The organism is Parolsenella catena, from assembly GCF_003966955.1.
In the GTDB taxonomy this organism is placed as follows: Bacteria; Actinomycetota; Coriobacteriia; order Coriobacteriales; family Atopobiaceae; genus Parolsenella; species Parolsenella catena.
On sequence record NZ_AP019367.1, the window covers coordinates 908,404 to 925,732 of the forward strand.

The window sequence follows — 17,329 nt, forward strand, 5'->3', positions numbered from 1 at the left end:
TTTCTATGCGCTATCGCGCATGGTTTCGCTTTACATGCGGACGCCGCCCAAGAAGGACGGCGCCCATAGATCCAGTTTTGCTGCTACGCGGCCTTGCGGCTACTCGGCAGCGGGCGCCTCGACGGCAGGGGTGGTCTCGCCAGCGGCCATCTCCTCGGCCGTGATCTGCTCCTTGCCGGTGCCAGCGAGCACGGCGTCGGCGACGAGCTCGGTCATGAGGGCGACGGAGCGGATGGCGTCGTCGTTGGCAGGGATGCCGTAGTCAACGACGTCCGGGTCAGAGTTGGTGTCGAGCAGGGCGACGACCGGGATGTGCAGGCGGTTGGCCTCGCGGATGGCGAGTTCCTCGCGCTTGGAGTCGATGACGAACAGGGCGGCGGGAAGCTGGCGCATCTCGCGGACGCCACCGAGGTTGCGCTGGAGCTTCTCGAGCTCCTTGGTCAGGACAGCCTGCTCCTTCTTGCCGCGGGCAGCCATGCGGCCGTCCTCGACCATGGCCTCGAGCTCCTCCATGCGGTCGATGCGGGAGCGCATGGTGACGAAGTTGGTGAGCACGCCGCCGAGCCAGCGCTGGTTGATGTAGGGCATGCCGCAGCGCTGGGCCTGCGTGGCGACAGGCTCCTGGGCCTGCTTCTTGGTGCCGACGAACAGAATCTTGCCACCCTTGGCGGCCGTCTCCTTGAGGAACGTGTAGGCGCGGTCAGCGTCGAGGATCGTCTGCTTGAGGTCGAGGATGTAGATGCCGTTGCGCTCGCCGAAGATGTAGGGCTTCATCTTGGGGTTCCAGCGGCGGGTCTGGTGGCCGTAGTGGCAACCGGCCTCGAGCAGGGTGTTAAGGTTGATCTTGACTGCCATGGTGCTACCTTTCTTGGTTGGCCTCCGCGCCGGTCATCCCATCGGGCCACCCGCACAGGCGGGCACCGTGGCCGTTTGGTCGCGACGCGTGTGTTTTCATGCTGGCGATTGCACAGCGGTTGGATAGTTTAGCAGCGCTCTACATTGGGCGCAAGATGGCACTTGCCACGCTTCAAGCAGAGCACACAAGCGCTTCGCACGCTCAGTTCCCAGACCGCGGATGAGCCTGCAGTGCCGCCGCCTTGAGCCGACCGACGGACAGGTGCGTGTAGATCTGGGTGGTCGAGAGGCTTTCGTGTCCGAGAAGCTCCTGCACGCTCCTGAGGTCCGCGCCGCCATCGAGCAGCTGCGTCGCGAACGTGTGGCGCATGGCGTGTGGAGTCAGCGAGGGGTCGAGGCCTGCCACCTCGACGAGGCGCTCGAACCTCGTGCGAAGTGCGGCCGCGCTCATCCTCTGCCCCCTCGAGGAGAGAAACAGGGCGTTGGATTGAGTCTTGGACGCGCGGGCAAACGTCGGCCGCGCGTTGCGGACGTAGCGCTCGATAGCCCTCACGGCGCTGTCGTAGAGCGGCACGATGCGCTCCTTTGCGCCCTTGCCAAAGAGACGGACCTGTCGCTGCAAGACGTCGACGTCTCGCACGTCAAGTGCCGAGACCTCGGAGATGCGCGCCCCGCTCGCATAGAGCAGCTCGATGAGCGCACGGTCTCTGACGCCGGCGCAATCGGAAGAACATGACTGGATGAGACGCTCCACGTCCGAGTCCGCAAGCACGCACGGCAGGCGCTTGGAGAGTTTGGGGCTTGCCACGGCCGCTGCGGCATCCTCCTGCGTGAGCTCCCTGCTCACAAGCCACTTGTAGAGACAGCGAACGGCGGAGAGATGGCGGTTCTGGGTGGTCGTGGCGTATCCGGCGTCATTGAGCTCGGCCAACCAGCTCCTGAGCTCGGCATGCGTGACGTGGAGAGGGTCTATTCCCTCTCTCCTCGTCCACTCGAGGTATGCCGCAAGATCCGTCTCGTAGGCTCTCGTGGTGTTCGGTGACAGGTTGCGGACATCGCGCAGGTAGGACAGGTACTCCCCCGCCATGCGCTCGAACTCGTCCTGCGAGACGCAGCGCAGCTCACTAGCCGAACAGGTCATCGCGGGAGGAGACGTAGGCCGTGAGGTCTTGCAGGGCACGGTCGGCATAGCGCGCGTAGCGCTCGCGCTTCTTGAGCCTTGGACTCTCCAGCGGCGGGACGATGCCAAAGTTGACGTGCATCGGCTGGTAGGGAGAGGTGGCCGGGCTCGTGGCGTATGCGACCAGAGAGCCCAGCGCACCCGTGCGCGGAAGGCTCGCGTGGGCAACTCCCGAGACGTCAGCGAAGGTGTTGAGGGCGGCAAGCAGTCCGGAGGCTATGGCCTCCGTATAGCCCTCGGTGCCGCAGATCTGACCCGCGAGCCTCGTCTTGGTTCCCGGAATGGCGAACGTGTCGTCAAGGACGCGCGGGGCATCCACGAAGGAGTTGCGATGCATGACGCCATAGCGGAAGAACTCCGCGTTCTCGAGGCCCGGAATGAGACGAAAGACGCGCTTCTGCTCGGGCCAGGTGAGGTTCGTCTGGAAGCCAACGAGGTTGTACGCCGTGCACTCAGCATTCTCGGGCCTGAGCTGGACCACCGCCCAGGGCCTGCGCCCCGTCCTTGGGTCCGTAAGGCCAACGGGCTTCATGGCGCCATAGCGGGCGGCGTCCATGCCGGTGCGGGCAACCTCCTCCACGGGCTGACACGCGCAGAACAGGTCCTTCTGCTCGAACTCGCGGGCAACGACCCTGTCGGCTCCCAGTAGGGCCTCCATGAACGTCTCGTACTCGGACTTGTCCATGGGACAGTTGAGGTAGTCGCCAACCCCCTGCTCCTCGTAGCGAGACTGCGAGAACACAATAGAGCGGTCGATCGTCTCGGCGTCCACGATGGGTGCGGCAGCATCAAAGAAGGAGAGCGACTCCGCGCCGATGAGGCTTGCGAGCGAGGACGCGAGGGCATCCGAGCACAGCGGGCCGGCGGCGATTACGGACCTTCCCTCCGGAATGCTCGTGACCTCCTCGCGCACCACCTCAATGAGCGGCTCGGAGGCAATGCGCTTCCCCACGAGTTCGGAGAAACGCTCGCGGTCGACCGCAAGCGCACCGCCGGCCGGCACCGAGGCCCGTTTGGCGCACTCGAGGAGCTCGGAGCCCATAAGCTCGAGCTCCGCCTTGAGCAGACCAGCGGCAGAGTCGCGTCTCGTGGACTTGAGCGAGTTGGAGCAGACGAGCTCGGCCATGCCGTCGGTATGGTGGGCCGGCGAGCTCTTGAGCGGCCTTTGCTCGACGAGCCTCACGCGCACACCACGCTTGGCGAGCTGAAGCGCGCACTCGCATCCCGCAAGACCAGCGCCAACAACCGTTACCGTCTCGAAATCGCCCATGAATCTCCCGTCAAAGCCAGTGAATCTATGCCGATACATTGTGCCCCAGCAGAGCTAGCTCTGTGGGCGCAAATCGAGAGTCGGGAAGTCGGCACACAAGCCCGAGCGCCTCCTGCTCCGCAAGGACGGCAAGCGTCTGGGGAAGACCCAGGCCGAGAAGCACGGATATCTCGTCTGCCCTCATGGGAGAGGCCACGAGGGCATCGAGCAAGGCTCCCCTTGGAAGGTCATGTGACTCAACCTGAGTTCTAAGCCTGCCGTAGTCAAGCGAGATGAGCCCCTCGAGGGACTCCTCGTCAGTCACGATGGACGCGCCTGACTCGATGAGCCAGTTCGTTCCCCGAGAGTTTGCCGAGAAGATCGAACCGGGAACGGCATAGACCCTTCGCCCAAGCTCCGCCGCCGTCGTGGCGGTGTGAAACGTTCCCGAGGGCCTTGCGGCCTCGCAGACCACGAGGACCGTGGAAAGCGCTGCTATGGCCTTGTTCCTCCTCACGAATGTATAGCGAGCCGGGGGCGCGCCCCAATGCTCAAGGGAGACGACGCACCCTCCCCCGCGGACAGCTCTGGCAAACAGCTCGTCGCTTGAGGATGGGTAGACGCAGTCCGCGCCACACCCCGGAATGACGACCGTCCTTCCCCCGGCGTCGAGAGCGGCCGTGCCCGCGCACTGGTCGCAGCCGATGGCGCCTCCGGAGACCACGGTGATCCCGCACTCAGCGGCGGCGCGTCCGGCCATCTTGGCGCATGTTCTTCCGTAAGGCGTGGCCTTCCTGGCGCCAACGATCGAGATGCACTCGCCGCTGAGGACCGAGGGGTCCCCGTAGCCACGGAGCACGGGCGCCTCATGGCCAAGGTCGAGCAAGGCCGGCGGATAGGAGGGGTCATTCGGCGCGATCTCCCAGCGCTGCAGTCCCTCTATGATTGAGCGGTACTCGCTATGAGCTGCCATGTGCATCGCCCTCCAAGGCGTAGCGGCTTCTATACGCGCATGCCTCCGCAATGTCGTCTGCCTCCACGCTCTCTCGCTCGACGAGGTCGGCAATCGTGCGCGCCACGCGTGCGGTCCTCGCAATCGCCCTGCCTCCAAGCGACAGTCGCTCAGCCATAAGCTCGAGCAGGGACTGAGCCTTACCAGACAGCGAGCACCCCTCGATGGTGCCGTCTAGCTCCATGTGTTGCCGCGACCTTCTCCAGGACGCGAACTCTCGCCCTCTCATGACCTGCGCGCGCATCTCGGACGAGCTAAGACCCCTCGTACCCTTGATGACATCCGAGGCGGATGGCCTCGTGACGTCAACGAACACGTCGATGCGATCCATAAGGGCGCCTCCGACCCTCGACTGATAGCGAGCGATCTGGGACGGCGAGCAGCGACACACGTGCCCTCGGTCGCCAAAGTGACCGCAGGGGCAGGGGTTTGCGGCAGCCAGAAGCTGGAACCTGCTGGGAAACGAGTAGGTGCCATCGGCGCGGACGAGGCGAATCTCTCCGTCCTCCATCGGCTGACGCAGCGACTGCAGCACGGAGGGCGAGAACTCTGGGAGCTCATCGAGAAACAGGACGCCACCATGTGCCAGTGACGCCTCGCCAGGCGTCACGGGGTTGCCGCCTCCGACGAGGCCCGCCAGGGATATGGCATGATGGGGCGCCCTAAAGGGCCTGCGCCCCAAGACGATGTCGTCCACGGGAAGCGCGCAGACGGAGTGCACCAGCATGGCCTCCAGAGCCTCGTCCTCCTCTAGGGGAGGCAGTATCGTGGGCAGCCGCTTGGCGAGCATGGTCTTACCCGCCCCGGGAGGTCCCGTCATAAGCGCACCATGGCCTCCCGCCGCCGCAATCACGAGGGCTCGTTTCGCTTGCTCCTGATCGACCACGTCGGCATAGTCGAGCGCCGAAGCATCCACGTTGTCGCAGCGAGTAGCGTAGCCTTCGGACGCCGTCAGACTTGGTACCCCTCGCTTGAGCTGCGAGAGATTGTCGAGGATGAGCGTGTCCTCCCCCGTTGACGCCCCAACTGAGGAGAGTATGAAGTCACGTGGCCCCACAAGCGCAAGGCCAAGCCCTCGAGCCAGGAGAGCATAGGCAATGCCGCCGGAGACACCGCTCACCATCCCTCCGAGCCCAAGTTCTCCCACGAACAGGCACCGGTCCAGGTCGTTGGTTGGAATCTGGCCTGTGGCCGCCAGGATCGCGATGGCCATCGGAAGGTCGAGACCGGTACCCGTCTTCTTCATGTCACTCGGGGCGAGATTGACCGTGACGCCCATACGTGGGACCTCGAACCCGCATTGCGAGAGCGCGCAGCGGATTCGGTTCCTTGACTCGAGCACGGAGGCAGACGGCTTGCCGACGATCGTGATGTTGGGAAGCCCGCCGGTCAGGGCCACCTCAACGGTGACATGAGCGGCCTCGACGCCCCTGAGCGTTGCCGCGTGAATGGTGAGGCAGCCCATCAGCACACCTCTTGGAGGCTGATGCCGCGCAGATAATGGACGTGGGCCTTACGTTCCTCGCGCTCCTCGAGCGTGACGGCAATGACGTCGAGCCGAACGCTTGGCGGCACCTCGAACCTCGCCTGGTAAGCCAGCCGCATGTTAGCGTAGCGAGCGAGCTTCTCGGCGTCGACGGCCACCTCGGGATAGACCGCAAGCTCGTAGTCCGGCGGCAAGGCCCTGGACTTGACCTCGACGAGGACGTGCTCGGCACCATCCCTACAGACGATGTCCGCCTCTCCCTGCGAGCTGCGCCAGTTCCTGTCGAGGATCTCATAGCCCCTCATCTCAAGAAACGAGGCCGCAATGTCCTCTCCAAGCCTTCCCACCTCGTGAGGCGTCAGCTCACAGACGGGCTTGTGGCGGTAGTCGAGCGCTTCCATGGTGCTCCCTTCGACGCAGGTACGTAAGGGGAGCGTGCCAGAAGGGCCCAACGCAAATCCGGGTCCCGTCAAACGCAAACCTGACAGCGCAGCTAGAAGAGCCGCTCCGTCTCGAGAAAGTTTTGGCAGAAGCTCACGCGATGGATGGGCGTGAGCCCCCTCTCTCGAATTGCCTCGATATGCTCGGGCGATGCATAGCCCTTGGAGCTGGCGAGGTGATATCCGGGGAACTGCTCGTCATACTCCACCATCATTTCGTCACGAGTGACCTTCGCCACGATGCTTGCGGCGGCAATGCAGGCTACCCTGGCATCGCCCTTCACGAGCGTGCGCTCCTTGGGGTGTATGTGGAGCGGGTTACCATCGATGAGAACGGCGTCAGGCTCAACGCCCGTGTCCGCAATGGCGCCAAGCATTGCCTCGCGAAGGGCGCGAGCCATGCCCACCTCGTCGATTCTTGCAGGGGGAACGTGGCAGATGCCGACGGCCTGGGCAACCTGGCGGATCTTGACGGCAAGCTCGCCTCTGCGTTGGGCAGAGAGCTGCTTGGAGTCATTGACGCCCCACACCTTGGGGTCGTCTGGCAGCGCCACGGCGCAGACCGTGACGGGCCCCGCAACGGAGCCTCGCCCGACCTCGTCAAGGCCCAAGACGATGCCATCGCCGCCCATCTCGCGCATGAGCGCGTACATCCCCTCGACTCGCTCTCGCTCGGCCCTCTGCCTCGCGACGCGCCTCGTGGCAACGCCGCAGGCGCGCCTGACCTGGGCGCGCGGATCGTCGGCATAACGCTCGAGCAGCGCCTCGAGCTCTGACTCGGTTGCCTCGGCAAGCGTCGCGGAGATCTCCGCGGCGGTGGCCGGATGGGTGTTGCCAGCCATACCCTTCTCCCCTCACAGAAAAGAGCCGCCCCGCAAATGCGGAACGGCTCCCGACAATCGCAACTGCCTTGGGGCTAGTCGCGCTTCTCGCGAATGCGAGCAGCCTTGCCCACGCGATCGCGCAGGTAGAAGAGCTTGGCGCGACGGACGTCACCGTGACGGACGACCTCGAGCTTGGCGATCTTGGGCGAGTGAAGCGGGAACGTGCGCTCCACGCCGACGCCAAAGGAGATCTTGCGGACGGTGAAGGTCTCACGAGAAGAGCCACCGCTCATGCGGATGACGTCACCCTCGAACACCTGGATGCGCTCGCGGTCACCCTCCTTGATGCGGTAGTGCACCTTGACGTGGTCGCCAGGGATGACCGTGGGGATGTCCTCACGAATCTGCTGACGCTCGATGGCGCGAATGTAGTCCATGCTGCAATCCTTGTCTCTTTGCCCAGAGGTCCCGTCTGATCTGCCAGCGGTACGTGGGGTTTACACACAAGCGAGAAGTATAGCGAAGCGAATGCCAGCGCGCAACGATTAAATCGAACGCGCTCAGCTACCTCAGCGTCTCCATGCGCGCGGCAGGAACAGGCGCTCGTAGTCCCGTATGGCGTAGCGGTCGGTCATGCCCGAGATATAGTCTGCCACCTGCACTTCGGGGGCGTCGCTGTCATGCAGCCGGTATTCGGCCGGAACCTCGTCAAGATGCCCGATGTAGTGCATGAAGAGTCGCTCCACGAGCCCGTTGGCCTTGGGCTCCTCGACCTTGGCGTCGCTTTGCGTGTAGACATTCTCGAACAGCCATGACCTGAGCTCCATCATGGCCTCCCACACGGGCTCGCTCATCGCGATGTCGCCGCGACGTGCGCTCGTGGAGACGAGGTCGGCCACCATGGTGGCGATGCGCTGGGAGGACGATGAGCCAAGACGCTCGAGCACGACGCTCGGCAGGCCTGCCTCGCAGATTATCCCGGCACGCTCGGCGTCCTGAATGTCATGCGTGACGTAGGCAACTCGGTCTGCGACGGCGACGATGCGCCCCTCGAGCGTGGCGGCACGCTGCGAGCCCGTGTGGCACACGATTCCGTCAACCACCTCGCGAGAGAGATTGAGGCCGCGTCCGTCCTTCTCGAGAAGGTCCACCACGCGGGCGGACTGCTCGTTGTGGCGAAACAGCCGCCTTCCCTCGTCTCCATCCGGATCCAGGCCCCTCCAACGGGCGATGGCACGGGAGAGCGCTCCCTCCCCCGTGTGCCCAAAGGGCGTGTGTCCCAAATCGTGCCCGAGGGCGATGGCCTCGGTGAGGTCCTCGTTCAGGCGAAGCGGGGCGGCCACGCTGCGGGCAATCTGCGCAACCTCAAGCGTGTGCGTGAGCCTCGTGCGGTAGTGGTCCCCCTCGGGAGCGAGAAACACCTGCGTCTTGTGCGAGAGGCGCCTGAAGGCCTTGCAGTGGACGATGCGGTCCCGGTCGCGCTGGTAGCATGTGCGAAGCGCATCGGCCTGCTCAGGCACGAGCCGGCCGACGGAGGCATCCGAGAACGCCGCGAGCGGCGAGAGCAACTCGTGCTCCCGCCGCTCGACGTCTGCCCTTGTGAGTATGGAAAGGCCCGTACCCATGCGTTACGCGCGCTCGACCTGCGAGATGACGTCGGCGGAGAGCTCCTCGACCGTCTTCTCGTCGCTGAACAGGCGCGTGCACCCAAGCTCGTCCATGACCCGTGAGGCATGGGCCACCGCGCTCTCGGCGTTGGCGACCTCCTCGCTGGCCAAGCCCTCGGCATCCTTTACGCGGATGCTCGCGCTGGCAAGCACGCCCGTGGAGTTCTCGAGTCCAAACAGGCGTCCCTTGTCGACCTGGGCGAGCTCCCCGGGAATGTCGCAGCCAGGATCGAGCGAGACGCTCGCCACGTTGTAGCCGAGGAACGACAGGTACATGGCAAGCGGCGTCTTCGCAGAGCCCGAGAGTCCCACGAGGACCACGTCCGCCTTCACGAGGTCCTGGGGATTCTTGCCGTCATCGTGCTCGACGAAGAAATCCATGGAGGACACGCGACGCAGGTAGCGCTTGTCCACCATGTGGTGGGCGCGCGCCTGGTTCTTGGGCTTCTCGCCCGTGAGGCCGGCGAGAAGCTGCACAACGGGACCAAGAATGTCTACGGACAGGATGCCGCGGTTGTTGAGGTCGCTGCGCACCCGCTTGCGAAGCGCGGGGTCGACGATGGAATGGAAGACCGCCGTGGAGACGAAGTCCTCCTCGTGCTCGTCAAAGTACTCGGAGACCTCCTCGGCGCTCTTGATCTGCGACAGGCGCACGACGCGAACCGCGCCGTCGGAGAACTGCGCGGCAGCCGACAGCACGACGTTGTTCGCGGAGTCTCCGAGCGAGTCTGAGACGACGTAGACGATGGCCGAGTCCTCGGAGCGACCCTCGCCGAGCTGATCGTAGGTAACCTTCATGAGACCCTCCAACCGCGGCGGCCACGTGGCCGCGCATCACTTGTTGGCTTCCTTATACCCTACTTCTTGCGCGCGAGCTCGCCCACGTTCGCGATGCCCGAGAACACCTCGACGAGGTTGTTGAGCAGACGGAGCCTGTTCTCGCGAAGCGCCACGTCCTCGTCCATGACCATGACGTCGGCAAAGAAGGCGTCGATGGGCTCGCGGAGAGACGCGAGCTGGCCGATGACGTCATCGAGCCTCTTGGCCTCGAGGGCCTCGGAGATGGATGCGCGAGAGGCGCGGACGGCCTGGGAGAGCGCCTTCTCGGCGTCGCCCATGAGCGACTCGTCGAGCTCGGTGCCCAGCGAGGCGTCGGCGAGGTGCGCGGCGCGGGCATAGGCCACGGCGAGGTTCTCGAACGTCTCGGGGTCGTTGGCGCGGGCGCCCTCGAGCGCGTGCGCGAGGGCGAAGAAGTCGTCGGGAGCGGTGACGGAACCGGCGCTCACGGCGCTGACCGTGTCTGCGGAGATGCCGTCCTCGCGGGCCATCTGCTGCATGCGGCCCAGGATGAACGCGTTCACGTCCTCGGCGACCTTGCCGGCGTCGAACTCGATGCCCTGGTCCGCAAGGGACTCGAGGGCGGCTGCCACGAGCGGCTCGTAGCCAACGTGCAGGCGGTCGCGCAGGATCGTCACGACGCCGATGGCCGCGCGACGCAGCGCGTAGGGGTCCTTGGAGCCGGTGGGCGGCTCGCCGATGGCGAACATGCCGGCGATGGTGTCGAGCTTGTCGGCGACGGCGACGACGCAGCCGCACGTGCCCTCGGGCAGCTCGTCTCCGGCAAAGCGCGGACGATAGTGGTCGCGGATGCCCTCGGCGACGTCCTCGCCCTCGCCGGCGGCAAGCGCGTAGTAGCCTCCCATGACGCCCTGCTGGTTCGTGAACTCTACGACGGCGCTCGAGACGAGGTCTGCCTTGCACAGGTGCGCGGCGCGCGCACTCGCCGCGGCGAGCTTGGCGCCGATGCGGGCCTCGTGCGTGATGGCGAGCGCGAGGCTCTCGATGCGCTCGGACTTCTGCAGGACGTTGCCGAGCTTCTGCTGGAACTTGACGTTCGCGAGGCGCTCGCGGAACGTGTCGAGCGAGACCTTGAGGTCCTCCTCGTAGAAGAACTTGGCGTCGTCGAGACGCGGGCGAACGACACGCTCGTTGCCCGAGACGACCGTCTCGGAGACCTTAGGATCTGCGTTGGAGACGATAACGAACTCGCGGGTGAGCTTGCCGGCCCCATCAAAGATCGGGAAGTAGCGCTGGTTGGAGAGCATGGACTCGCAGATGATCTCCTGCGGCACCTTGAGGAACTCCTCGTCGAAGGTGCCCACGAGGACGGTGGGCCACTCGCAGAGGTTCACGACCTCGTCGAACGTGCGCTTGGGGGTGTCGACGTGCGAGCCAGGGCGCTCGGCCTCGATCTTGGCGATGCCCTCGCGGATGACCTGCTCGCGGCGCTCGGAGGACAGCACGTAGGCGTCCTCGAGGACCTTCTCGTAGGCGGAGGGCTCTGCGACCACGTGCTCGCCCGGAGCGAGGACGCGGTGGCCGCGCGTGGTGTTGCCGCTCCTGACGTCGGCATACTCCACGGGCACGACCTCGCCGCCGAGCAGCGCGCAGATCCAGCGAATGGGGCGCACGAAGGTCTCGTGCTCAGAGCCCCAGCGCTGGGAGCGGTAGTTGGGCCACTCGATGGAGGCGATCACGTCGTGGCCGAGCTCAGACAGGATGGGCACGGCGGGGGCGGAGGGCACGTTCTTCTCGGCAAAGACGTACTCGTTGCCATCGGTGTCAACACGACGCTCGAGCTCGGAGGCATCGACGCCGAACTTGCGCGCGAAGCCCTGGGCGGCCTTGGTCGGGTTGCCCTCGGCGTCGAAGGCGATCTGGGTCTTGGGCCCGCGCATGACCTCATGCACCGCCTCGGTCTCGGTTGCCACGTCGGAGACGATGGCTGCCAGACGGCGGGGCGAGGAGATGACTCGAATGCCACCATGGGAGAGGCCGGCCGCGTCGAGCGCCTTCTCGACGAGCTTGGGGAGCTGCTTGGACGCGTTGATGAGAGGGGCGGAGGGCATCTCCTCGCACCCGATCTCGAGCAGGAAATCCTTCGTCTGTGCCATTTAGGCCACCTCGCCCTTCGTGGAATACGTGTCCTTCTTGCCGGCGACCTCCGCGAGGTAGCTCTCGCAGCAGGCCTTGGCAACGGCGCGGACGCGCAGGATGTAGTTGGCTCGCTCCGTGGCAGAGATCGCACCGCGGGCATCGAGGATGTTGAACGCGTGGCTGCACTTCATGACGCAGTCATAGGCCGGAAGAGGAAGCTTGCGCTCGAGGCAGGAGTGGCACTCTGCCTCGTACTCGTCGAACTTGCGACGCATCATGTCGACGTCGGCAACCTCGAAGTTGTACGTGGAGAACTCCACCTCGTTCTCATGGAAGACGTCGCCGTAGGTCATGGGAGTGCCGTCGGGCAGGTAGGACCACACGAGGTCGTAGACCGAGTCGACACCCTGCGCGTACATGGCGATGCGCTCGAGGCCGTACGTGATCTCCACCGGGACGGGATCGACCTCGATGCCGCCAACCTGCTGGAAGTACGTGTACTGCGTGACCTCCATGCCGTCCATCCAGACCTCCCAGCCAAGGCCCCAGGCGCCCAGCGTGGGGCTCTCCCAGTCGTCCTCGACGAAGCGGACGTCATGCTCGGCCGGGTCGAGGCCGATGGCCTTGAGCGAGCCGAGGTAGAGGTCCTGGGAGTCCACGGGGCAGGGCTTCAGGATGACCTGGAACTGGTAGTAGTGCTGCATGCGGTTGGGGTTCTCGCCGTAGCGGCCGTCCGCGGGGCGGCGACACGGCTGCGGGTAGCACGTACGCCAGGCGTTGGGACCCAGGCTGCGCAGGGTCGTTGCCGTGTGGAAGGTTCCGGCGCCAACCTCGGAGTCATAGGGCTGCATGACCGTGCAGCCCTTATCTGCCCAGTAGTGCTCGAGGGCAAGAATCATGTCTTGGAACGTGAGGGCGTTTTCCTTCATGCCTCTCCTACCTTCCTGCCGCAGGGGCATGTCCCCTGCGCGCGTAACGTGCAGACGGTGCTAGATGGTACCAGCATCCTCGAGCGGCCAAAAGACGAACAGGGCCTTCGAGGTGACGCTCGAGACGGAAATGGCGCCAAAGTAGCGCGAGTCCTGCGAGTTCGTGCGGTTGTCTCCCATGACCCATATGCAGCCCTGCGGCACCACGTAGGGATACGAGACGCCGCTAGCAAGCTGGGAAGAGTGTGTGGGCAGCGGATTGCTCGGCTTGCCGTCGGTGTAGGGCTCGTCAAGCGCCTCGCCGTCAACGTAGACGACGCCGTCCACGAGCTCGACCGTCTGGCCTGCCGTGGCGATGACGCGCTTGATGAGCGTGAGGCTGCCGTCCTCGGGGTCGGTGAACGTCACGATGTCCCCAACCTGGGGCTCAGAGGTTCGGTACGTGAGCTTCTCGCCTACGAGACGGTCGCCCACCTTGAGGGTGTCGGACATCGAGGCCGAGGGGATGATGAACGGCTCTGCCACGAACGTCCTGATACCGAGCGCAAGGAAAATCGCAACGGCGATGAGGACGATGACCTCGGCAATGTCTCTCAAAACCCCACCTCGTTCGCGTCTTGCCATCTAGCTCACGCTCCCGTCAAGAAGCTCGCGGGCATAGGCGCGCTCATCGACCGTAAGCTCGGCCGCATCAAGGAGATCGGGCCTGAGGCGAGCCGTTCGCTCGATGGCGTTTCTCCGGCGCCAGGCGTCAACCTTGGCATGGTCGCCCGAGAGCAGAACCTCGGGGACAGTTCGGCCCTCGTAGTCTGCGGGCCTCGTGTACTGGGCGTACTCGAGAAGCCCCGAGGAGAACGACTCGTCCACGGAGCTCATCTCGTCACCAAGTGCTCCAGGCAGCAGCCTCACGACGGCATCCGTGACGACCATCGCCGGAAGCTCCCCGCCCGTGAGGACGTAGTCACCAAGGCTCAGCGACTCATCGGCGAGCTCGTAGACGCGCTCGTCCATGCCCTCATAGCGACCGCAGACGAACACGAGACGCTCCTCGTGCGAGAGCCTCTCGGCGACGTCTTGCGTGAACGGCGTGCCGACCGGCGTGAAGAAGATGACCCACGCGGGCCTGGAATCAGACGCCTTGATGTCAGCCATCGCCTCGAAGATGGGCGCGGGCTTCATGAGCATGCCCTGCCCACCGCCAAACGGTGCATCGTCGACCGTACGGTGCCTGTCATGCGTCCAGTCGCGAAGGTCGTGGGCCCTAAACTCGAGGATGCCCTTGTCCTGGGCACGCCCCATGATTGAGGCGCCGAGGTAGGAGCCAAACACGCCCGGAAAGACCGAAAGCGTCTCGATGAGCATGTCTACTCCTCCCCCGCCTCTCCGTCGTCCCAGGGGGCGAGGCCAACCGGGATGTTGACGTAGATCGTCCCGTCCTCGTCCACGCCATCGAGCATCTCCTCGACGACGGGAACGAGCGTCTCGCCGAGCTCGCCGTCCACGACCCACACGTCGTTGGCCGGCCCCACCATGACCTCCTCGATCTGGCCGAGAAGTCCGAGGCGGCCATCGACGACGTCGCGGCCACACAGGCTCTGGGGGTCATGCATCTCGAGGTCGTCGGGCAGGTCCTCCTCGGCGGCGATGAGAGACTTGCCCGCAAGCTCGCTCGCGTCCCCGAGGCTCTTGATACCGGAGAGCGAGACGAGCTGGCCGGCAGGGCTCGTCTCCACGTCCTCGACCGTGTGCCAGCGCTTGCCCTTGAGCGCAGGCGGCACGACGGCGACGCGAAGCCCTGCCGACAAAACAGGGGGAAGGCCGCCTGCGGGAACCGCAACGACCTCCCCCTTGGTCCCGTGGGTCTTTACCACACGGGCTATGAGCCTATATCCGGCTGCCACGACTTAGCCAAGCACCTCGACGTCTACAGAGGAACCCACTCGCTGCCCAAGGGCTCGGGCAATCGTGCGAATGGCCTTGATCTGGCGACCGTGCCTGCCGATGACCTTACCGGCGTCGTCGGCGGCGCACTCGATCTCGATGAGCGTGCCGTCCTCTCGGTCGGTCACGTCAAGGGAGACGGCATCCTCGTCATCGACGAGCCCACACACAATGAGCTCGACAAGGTCGGCGATGCGGTCGCTCGGCAGCTCCTCTGCCGCGTCCTGCGCGTCAGCAGCCACCTGAGTCTCGGCGTCCATGCGCTACTCGGCGCTCTCGGCCTCAGCAGCGGCCTCGGCGGCAGCGGCGTCCTTGGCGAGCTGCTTCTTGGACTTCTTGACCTTCTTCTCGGGCGCGGGGGCACCAGAGCGAACGATGTCGATGAGGTGAGCCACGGAGTCAGAGGGCTGGGCACCCTTGGCGATCCACTCGTCGATCTTCTCGAGGTCGAGCGTGATGGTCTTGGGGTTGGTCAGCGGGTTGTAACGACCGACCTCGTCGGTGTGACGACCGTCGCGGGGGTTGCGGCTATCGGCAACGACGACGCGATAGTACGGACGCTTCTTGGCACCGTGACGGGCCAGGCGAATCTTGACTGCCAATGAAAACTCCTCCATTCGTGCGACGCGAGCATGAGTTGGCGTGGCGCCGCATAACAATACAAGCAGCTCTTGATATTACGACAATGACGCAGGTCTGTGTAGACAAAACTCGCCATTTGCCGCACAAGGGCATGACACCGCCCATGATTCTGCCACATATGGGCAAAAGCGTGGTGAAACCGTGTGAACTCCCCACACTTTCAGGAACCTTCAGACGCGCTTCAGGGCACAAACGACAATGGTTGCATAAAAGGGAGGAGCTCGCATGAACATACTTGTTGTTGAGGACGAGAGAAACCTCGCCGATGCGATCTGCCACATTCTCGAGCAGGAGGGATACAACGCCGAGGCGGCCTACGATGGAAAGACCGGTCTCGCCTACGCCGAGAGCGGGTTGTACGACGCCGCCATTCTCGACGTCATGCTGCCGGGCATGGACGGCTTCTCCATCGTGAGGACGCTCAGGCAGGCGCAGAACGACCTTCCCATCATGATGCTCACTGCCAAGACGTCAACACGGGACAAGGTCGAGGGCCTCGACTGCGGCGCGGACGACTACATGACCAAGCCCTTCGAGGCCCCCGAGCTCCTTGCGCGCGTGCGGGCCCTCACGCGCAGAAAGGGCGAGATGGTCATCGATGCCATGGAGTTCGGAGATCTCAGCCTCGACCTCGAAACGCATGACCTGTCTTGCGGCGATGCATCGGCGCACCTCTCGAAGCGCGAGTTCGACGTCATGCGCATGCTCATGAGTGGCACGGGCCGCATCGTGTCCAAGCAGGACCTGCTCACACGCGTGTGGGGAGCCGACGCGGACGCCTCGGAGAACTCCGTCGAGGCGTACGTGAGCTTCCTGCGCAAGAAGATCAAGCACGTCAAGAGCAAGGTGGAGATCACAACGCTTCGCATGCTGGGCTATCGTCTGGAGGTCGTGGATCAGGCGGCCGAGGCAAGGTAGAAGCGGGGAGCAACGTGCTAGGAAAGCTCAGGAGAAGGTTCGTCGCCATCATCATGCTGCTCGTGGGCTCCCTCGTGATAGCCATGGTGGGCATCAGCTACCGCAACACGATGTCATCGCTCGACTCCATCGTGAGCCGCTCACTCGACATGGCACTCGAGGAGCGCTCGGCGCTGCCAGACTCGGACGCAGACGGGGAGGCGCTCGGCATGGAGCACCTCCCCGTGCTGTGGATCGACCTCTCCGGCACCGGAGCAAAGCTCGGGTCCAACGAGACGCGCCTGTGCTTTGACACGGACCATCTCACCGAGGCGATTGGCAGCGCCATCTCAAGCGACCAGGACGAGGGCCGCCTCTCGGAGTTTCACCTCACCTGGAGGCGCGTCAGCTCGCCATATGGATGGAGACTCGCCGTAGCCGACACCACGAGCATCGACGCCGAGAGAAACGCTCAGATCATAAGCAGCCTCAAGCTAGGCGGCGCTGGCATGCTCGTCCTTCTCGCCCTCGCGATCGTCCTGTCCAAGTGGGCGTCAAGGCCCGTCCAGGTTGCCTGGGAGCAGCAGCACCAGTTCGTGGCCGACGCCTCCCACGAACTCAAGACGCCACTCGCGGTCATCATCGCCAACAACGGGATTCTCGAGCGCCGGGAGGACGAGCTCCCGCAGGACTGCGTTCGCTGGGTGAGGAGCACCCGCGACGAGGCGGAGCGGATGCGCGGGCTCATCGAGGAGATGCTCGAGCTCGCGCGGACCGAGGAGGGCGGAGGGGGCGTCAGGAGAGACGTAGACGTCGACCTCTCGGAGCTCGTCGAGGGCGAGGCGCTCCAGTTCGACGCCGTGGCCTACGAGCGTGGCACCTCCATCGAGACGGACATCTCGCCGGAAGCACACGTGAGCGGAGACCCCGAGCAGCTCGACCGCCTCGTCAAGACGCTCATCGACAACGCCTGCAAGTATGCGGCCGTGGGCACGAGGGTCACCGTGAGGCTCGAGCGCAGGGCGGGCACGGCCACGCTGTCCGTTAACAACGAAGGCGACCCCATACCGCCCGAGGACCTCCCCCACGTCTTCGACCGCTTCTACCGCTCGGACAAGGCCCGCGCCCGCTCGACGGGGGGCTTTGGGCTGGGCCTTGCCATCGCCAAGGGTATAGCCGAGAGCCACGGGGGAAGAATCGAGGTCAAGAGCAGCGCCGGGCAGGGAACGACGTTTACGGTGACGCTCCACGAGACAAGGGAGTAGCCACC

Annotated in this window: 19 protein-coding genes; 2 read left to right on the top strand and 17 right to left on the bottom strand. The window is 64.8% G+C overall.

Annotation, left to right across the window (positions count from 1 at the left end; all coding sequences use genetic code 11):
- Positions 1–99: 99 nt before the first annotated feature.
- The 17 genes from rpsB to rpsP form a co-directional block, all read right to left on the bottom strand.
- On the bottom strand, positions 100–855 hold the full coding sequence (gene rpsB / locus Pcatena_RS04185) for a 30S ribosomal protein S2 (RefSeq protein WP_126421897.1): 756 nt from the start codon (positions 853–855) through the stop codon (positions 100–102).
- 202 nt (positions 856–1,057) lie between these two features.
- Positions 1,058–1,996: a tyrosine recombinase XerC gene (locus Pcatena_RS04190; RefSeq protein WP_126421899.1), complete on the bottom strand. Its 939-nt coding sequence runs from the start codon at positions 1,994–1,996 to the stop codon at positions 1,058–1,060.
- The gene (gene trmFO / locus Pcatena_RS04195) at positions 1,980–3,305 is read right to left on the bottom strand and encodes a methylenetetrahydrofolate--tRNA-(uracil(54)-C(5))-methyltransferase (FADH(2)-oxidizing) TrmFO (RefSeq protein WP_126421901.1); all 1,326 of its coding nucleotides are present in this window, start codon (positions 3,303–3,305) and stop codon (positions 1,980–1,982) included. Before trmFO ends, Pcatena_RS04190 begins: the two co-directional genes overlap by 17 nt.
- Before the next feature lie 25 nt (positions 3,306–3,330).
- Positions 3,331–4,257, bottom strand: a complete 927-nt coding sequence (locus Pcatena_RS04200) for a DNA-processing protein DprA (RefSeq protein WP_126421903.1) — start codon at positions 4,255–4,257, stop codon at positions 3,331–3,333.
- Entirely contained in the window at positions 4,244–5,761 is a 1,518-nt protein-coding gene (locus tag Pcatena_RS04205; RefSeq protein WP_126421906.1) for a YifB family Mg chelatase-like AAA ATPase, read from the bottom strand. Before Pcatena_RS04205 ends, Pcatena_RS04200 begins: the two co-directional genes overlap by 14 nt.
- A complete protein-coding gene (locus Pcatena_RS04210) occupies positions 5,761–6,183 on the bottom strand; it encodes a YraN family protein (protein ID WP_126421908.1) in 423 nt (140 codons plus the stop codon). The genes Pcatena_RS04205 and Pcatena_RS04210 overlap by 1 nt, the downstream gene beginning before the upstream one ends.
- 92 nt (positions 6,184–6,275) lie before the next feature.
- Positions 6,276–7,064, bottom strand: a complete 789-nt coding sequence (locus Pcatena_RS04215) for a ribonuclease HII (protein WP_126421910.1) — start codon at positions 7,062–7,064, stop codon at positions 6,276–6,278.
- 74 nt (positions 7,065–7,138) lie between these two features.
- Positions 7,139–7,483, bottom strand: a complete 345-nt coding sequence (rplS, locus tag Pcatena_RS04220; protein ID WP_126421912.1) for a 50S ribosomal protein L19 — start codon at positions 7,481–7,483, stop codon at positions 7,139–7,141.
- Positions 7,484–7,615: 132 nt separating this feature from the next.
- Positions 7,616–8,671 (bottom strand): deoxyguanosinetriphosphate triphosphohydrolase, encoded by a 1,056-nt coding sequence (locus Pcatena_RS04225; RefSeq protein WP_126421914.1) that lies wholly within the window; start codon positions 8,669–8,671, stop codon positions 7,616–7,618.
- Positions 8,672–8,674: 3 nt separating this feature from the next.
- Positions 8,675–9,511: a kinase/pyrophosphorylase gene (locus Pcatena_RS04230; protein ID WP_126421916.1), complete on the bottom strand. Its 837-nt coding sequence runs from the start codon at positions 9,509–9,511 to the stop codon at positions 8,675–8,677.
- Positions 9,512–9,570: 59 nt separating this feature from the next.
- Positions 9,571–11,667, bottom strand: a complete 2,097-nt coding sequence (glyS, locus tag Pcatena_RS04235; RefSeq protein ID WP_126421918.1) for a glycine--tRNA ligase subunit beta — start codon at positions 11,665–11,667, stop codon at positions 9,571–9,573.
- Positions 11,668–12,579 carry a glycine--tRNA ligase subunit alpha gene (locus Pcatena_RS04240; RefSeq protein ID WP_126421920.1) on the bottom strand — a complete coding sequence of 304 codons (912 nt, stop codon included), beginning with the start codon at positions 12,577–12,579 and terminating at the stop codon, positions 11,668–11,670. It abuts the gene before it with no gap.
- A 60-nt stretch (positions 12,580–12,639) separates the two neighbouring features.
- Positions 12,640–13,176 carry a signal peptidase I gene (gene lepB / locus Pcatena_RS04245; protein WP_232619824.1) on the bottom strand — a complete coding sequence of 179 codons (537 nt, stop codon included), beginning with the start codon at positions 13,174–13,176 and terminating at the stop codon, positions 12,640–12,642.
- Positions 13,177–13,203: 27 nt separating this feature from the next.
- A complete protein-coding gene (gene trmD / locus Pcatena_RS04250; RefSeq protein WP_126421924.1) occupies positions 13,204–13,941 on the bottom strand; it encodes a tRNA (guanosine(37)-N1)-methyltransferase TrmD in 738 nt (245 codons plus the stop codon).
- Positions 13,942–13,943: 2 nt separating this feature from the next.
- A complete protein-coding gene (locus tag Pcatena_RS04255; RefSeq protein WP_126421926.1) occupies positions 13,944–14,480 on the bottom strand; it encodes a ribosome maturation factor RimM in 537 nt (178 codons plus the stop codon).
- Positions 14,481–14,483: 3 nt separating this feature from the next.
- A complete protein-coding gene (locus Pcatena_RS04260) occupies positions 14,484–14,780 on the bottom strand; it encodes a KH domain-containing protein (protein WP_126421928.1) in 297 nt (98 codons plus the stop codon).
- Positions 14,781–14,783: 3 nt separating this feature from the next.
- On the bottom strand, positions 14,784–15,122 hold the full coding sequence (rpsP, locus tag Pcatena_RS04265) for a 30S ribosomal protein S16 (protein ID WP_126421930.1): 339 nt from the start codon (positions 15,120–15,122) through the stop codon (positions 14,784–14,786).
- Positions 15,123–15,387: 265 nt separating this feature from the next.
- Here rpsP and Pcatena_RS04270 point away from each other — a divergent pair, with 265 nt between their 5' ends.
- Positions 15,388–16,080 carry a response regulator transcription factor gene (locus Pcatena_RS04270; protein ID WP_126421932.1) on the top strand — a complete coding sequence of 231 codons (693 nt, stop codon included), beginning with the start codon at positions 15,388–15,390 and terminating at the stop codon, positions 16,078–16,080.
- A gap of 14 nt (positions 16,081–16,094) precedes the next feature.
- Positions 16,095–17,324: a sensor histidine kinase gene (locus Pcatena_RS04275; protein ID WP_126421934.1), complete on the top strand. Its 1,230-nt coding sequence runs from the start codon at positions 16,095–16,097 to the stop codon at positions 17,322–17,324.
- Positions 17,325–17,329 lie beyond the last annotated feature (5 nt).

Coding starts and splice junctions, on each gene's coding strand:
- rpsB (WP_126421897.1), bottom strand. CDS start 855: ATGGCAGTCAAGATCAACCTTAACACCCTGCTCGAGGCCGGTTGCCAC.
- Pcatena_RS04190 (WP_126421899.1), bottom strand. CDS start 1,996: ATGACCTGTTCGGCTAGTGAGCTGCGCTGCGTCTCGCAGGACGAGTTC.
- trmFO (WP_126421901.1), bottom strand. CDS start 3,305: ATGGGCGATTTCGAGACGGTAACGGTTGTTGGCGCTGGTCTTGCGGGA.
- Pcatena_RS04200 (WP_126421903.1), bottom strand. CDS start 4,257: ATGGCAGCTCATAGCGAGTACCGCTCAATCATAGAGGGACTGCAGCGC.
- Pcatena_RS04205 (WP_126421906.1), bottom strand. CDS start 5,761: ATGGGCTGCCTCACCATTCACGCGGCAACGCTCAGGGGCGTCGAGGCC.
- Pcatena_RS04210 (WP_126421908.1), bottom strand. CDS start 6,183: ATGGAAGCGCTCGACTACCGCCACAAGCCCGTCTGTGAGCTGACGCCT.
- Pcatena_RS04215 (WP_126421910.1), bottom strand. CDS start 7,064: ATGGCTGGCAACACCCATCCGGCCACCGCCGCGGAGATCTCCGCGACG.
- rplS (WP_126421912.1), bottom strand. CDS start 7,483: ATGGACTACATTCGCGCCATCGAGCGTCAGCAGATTCGTGAGGACATC.
- Pcatena_RS04225 (WP_126421914.1), bottom strand. CDS start 8,671: ATGGGTACGGGCCTTTCCATACTCACAAGGGCAGACGTCGAGCGGCGG.
- Pcatena_RS04230 (WP_126421916.1), bottom strand. CDS start 9,511: ATGAAGGTTACCTACGATCAGCTCGGCGAGGGTCGCTCCGAGGACTCG.
- glyS (WP_126421918.1), bottom strand. CDS start 11,667: ATGGCACAGACGAAGGATTTCCTGCTCGAGATCGGGTGCGAGGAGATG.
- Pcatena_RS04240 (WP_126421920.1), bottom strand. CDS start 12,579: ATGAAGGAAAACGCCCTCACGTTCCAAGACATGATTCTTGCCCTCGAG.
- trmD (WP_126421924.1), bottom strand. CDS start 13,941: ATGCTCATCGAGACGCTTTCGGTCTTTCCGGGCGTGTTTGGCTCCTAC.
- Pcatena_RS04260 (WP_126421928.1), bottom strand. CDS start 14,780: ATGGACGCCGAGACTCAGGTGGCTGCTGACGCGCAGGACGCGGCAGAG.
- Pcatena_RS04270 (WP_126421932.1), top strand. CDS start 15,388: ATGAACATACTTGTTGTTGAGGACGAGAGAAACCTCGCCGATGCGATC.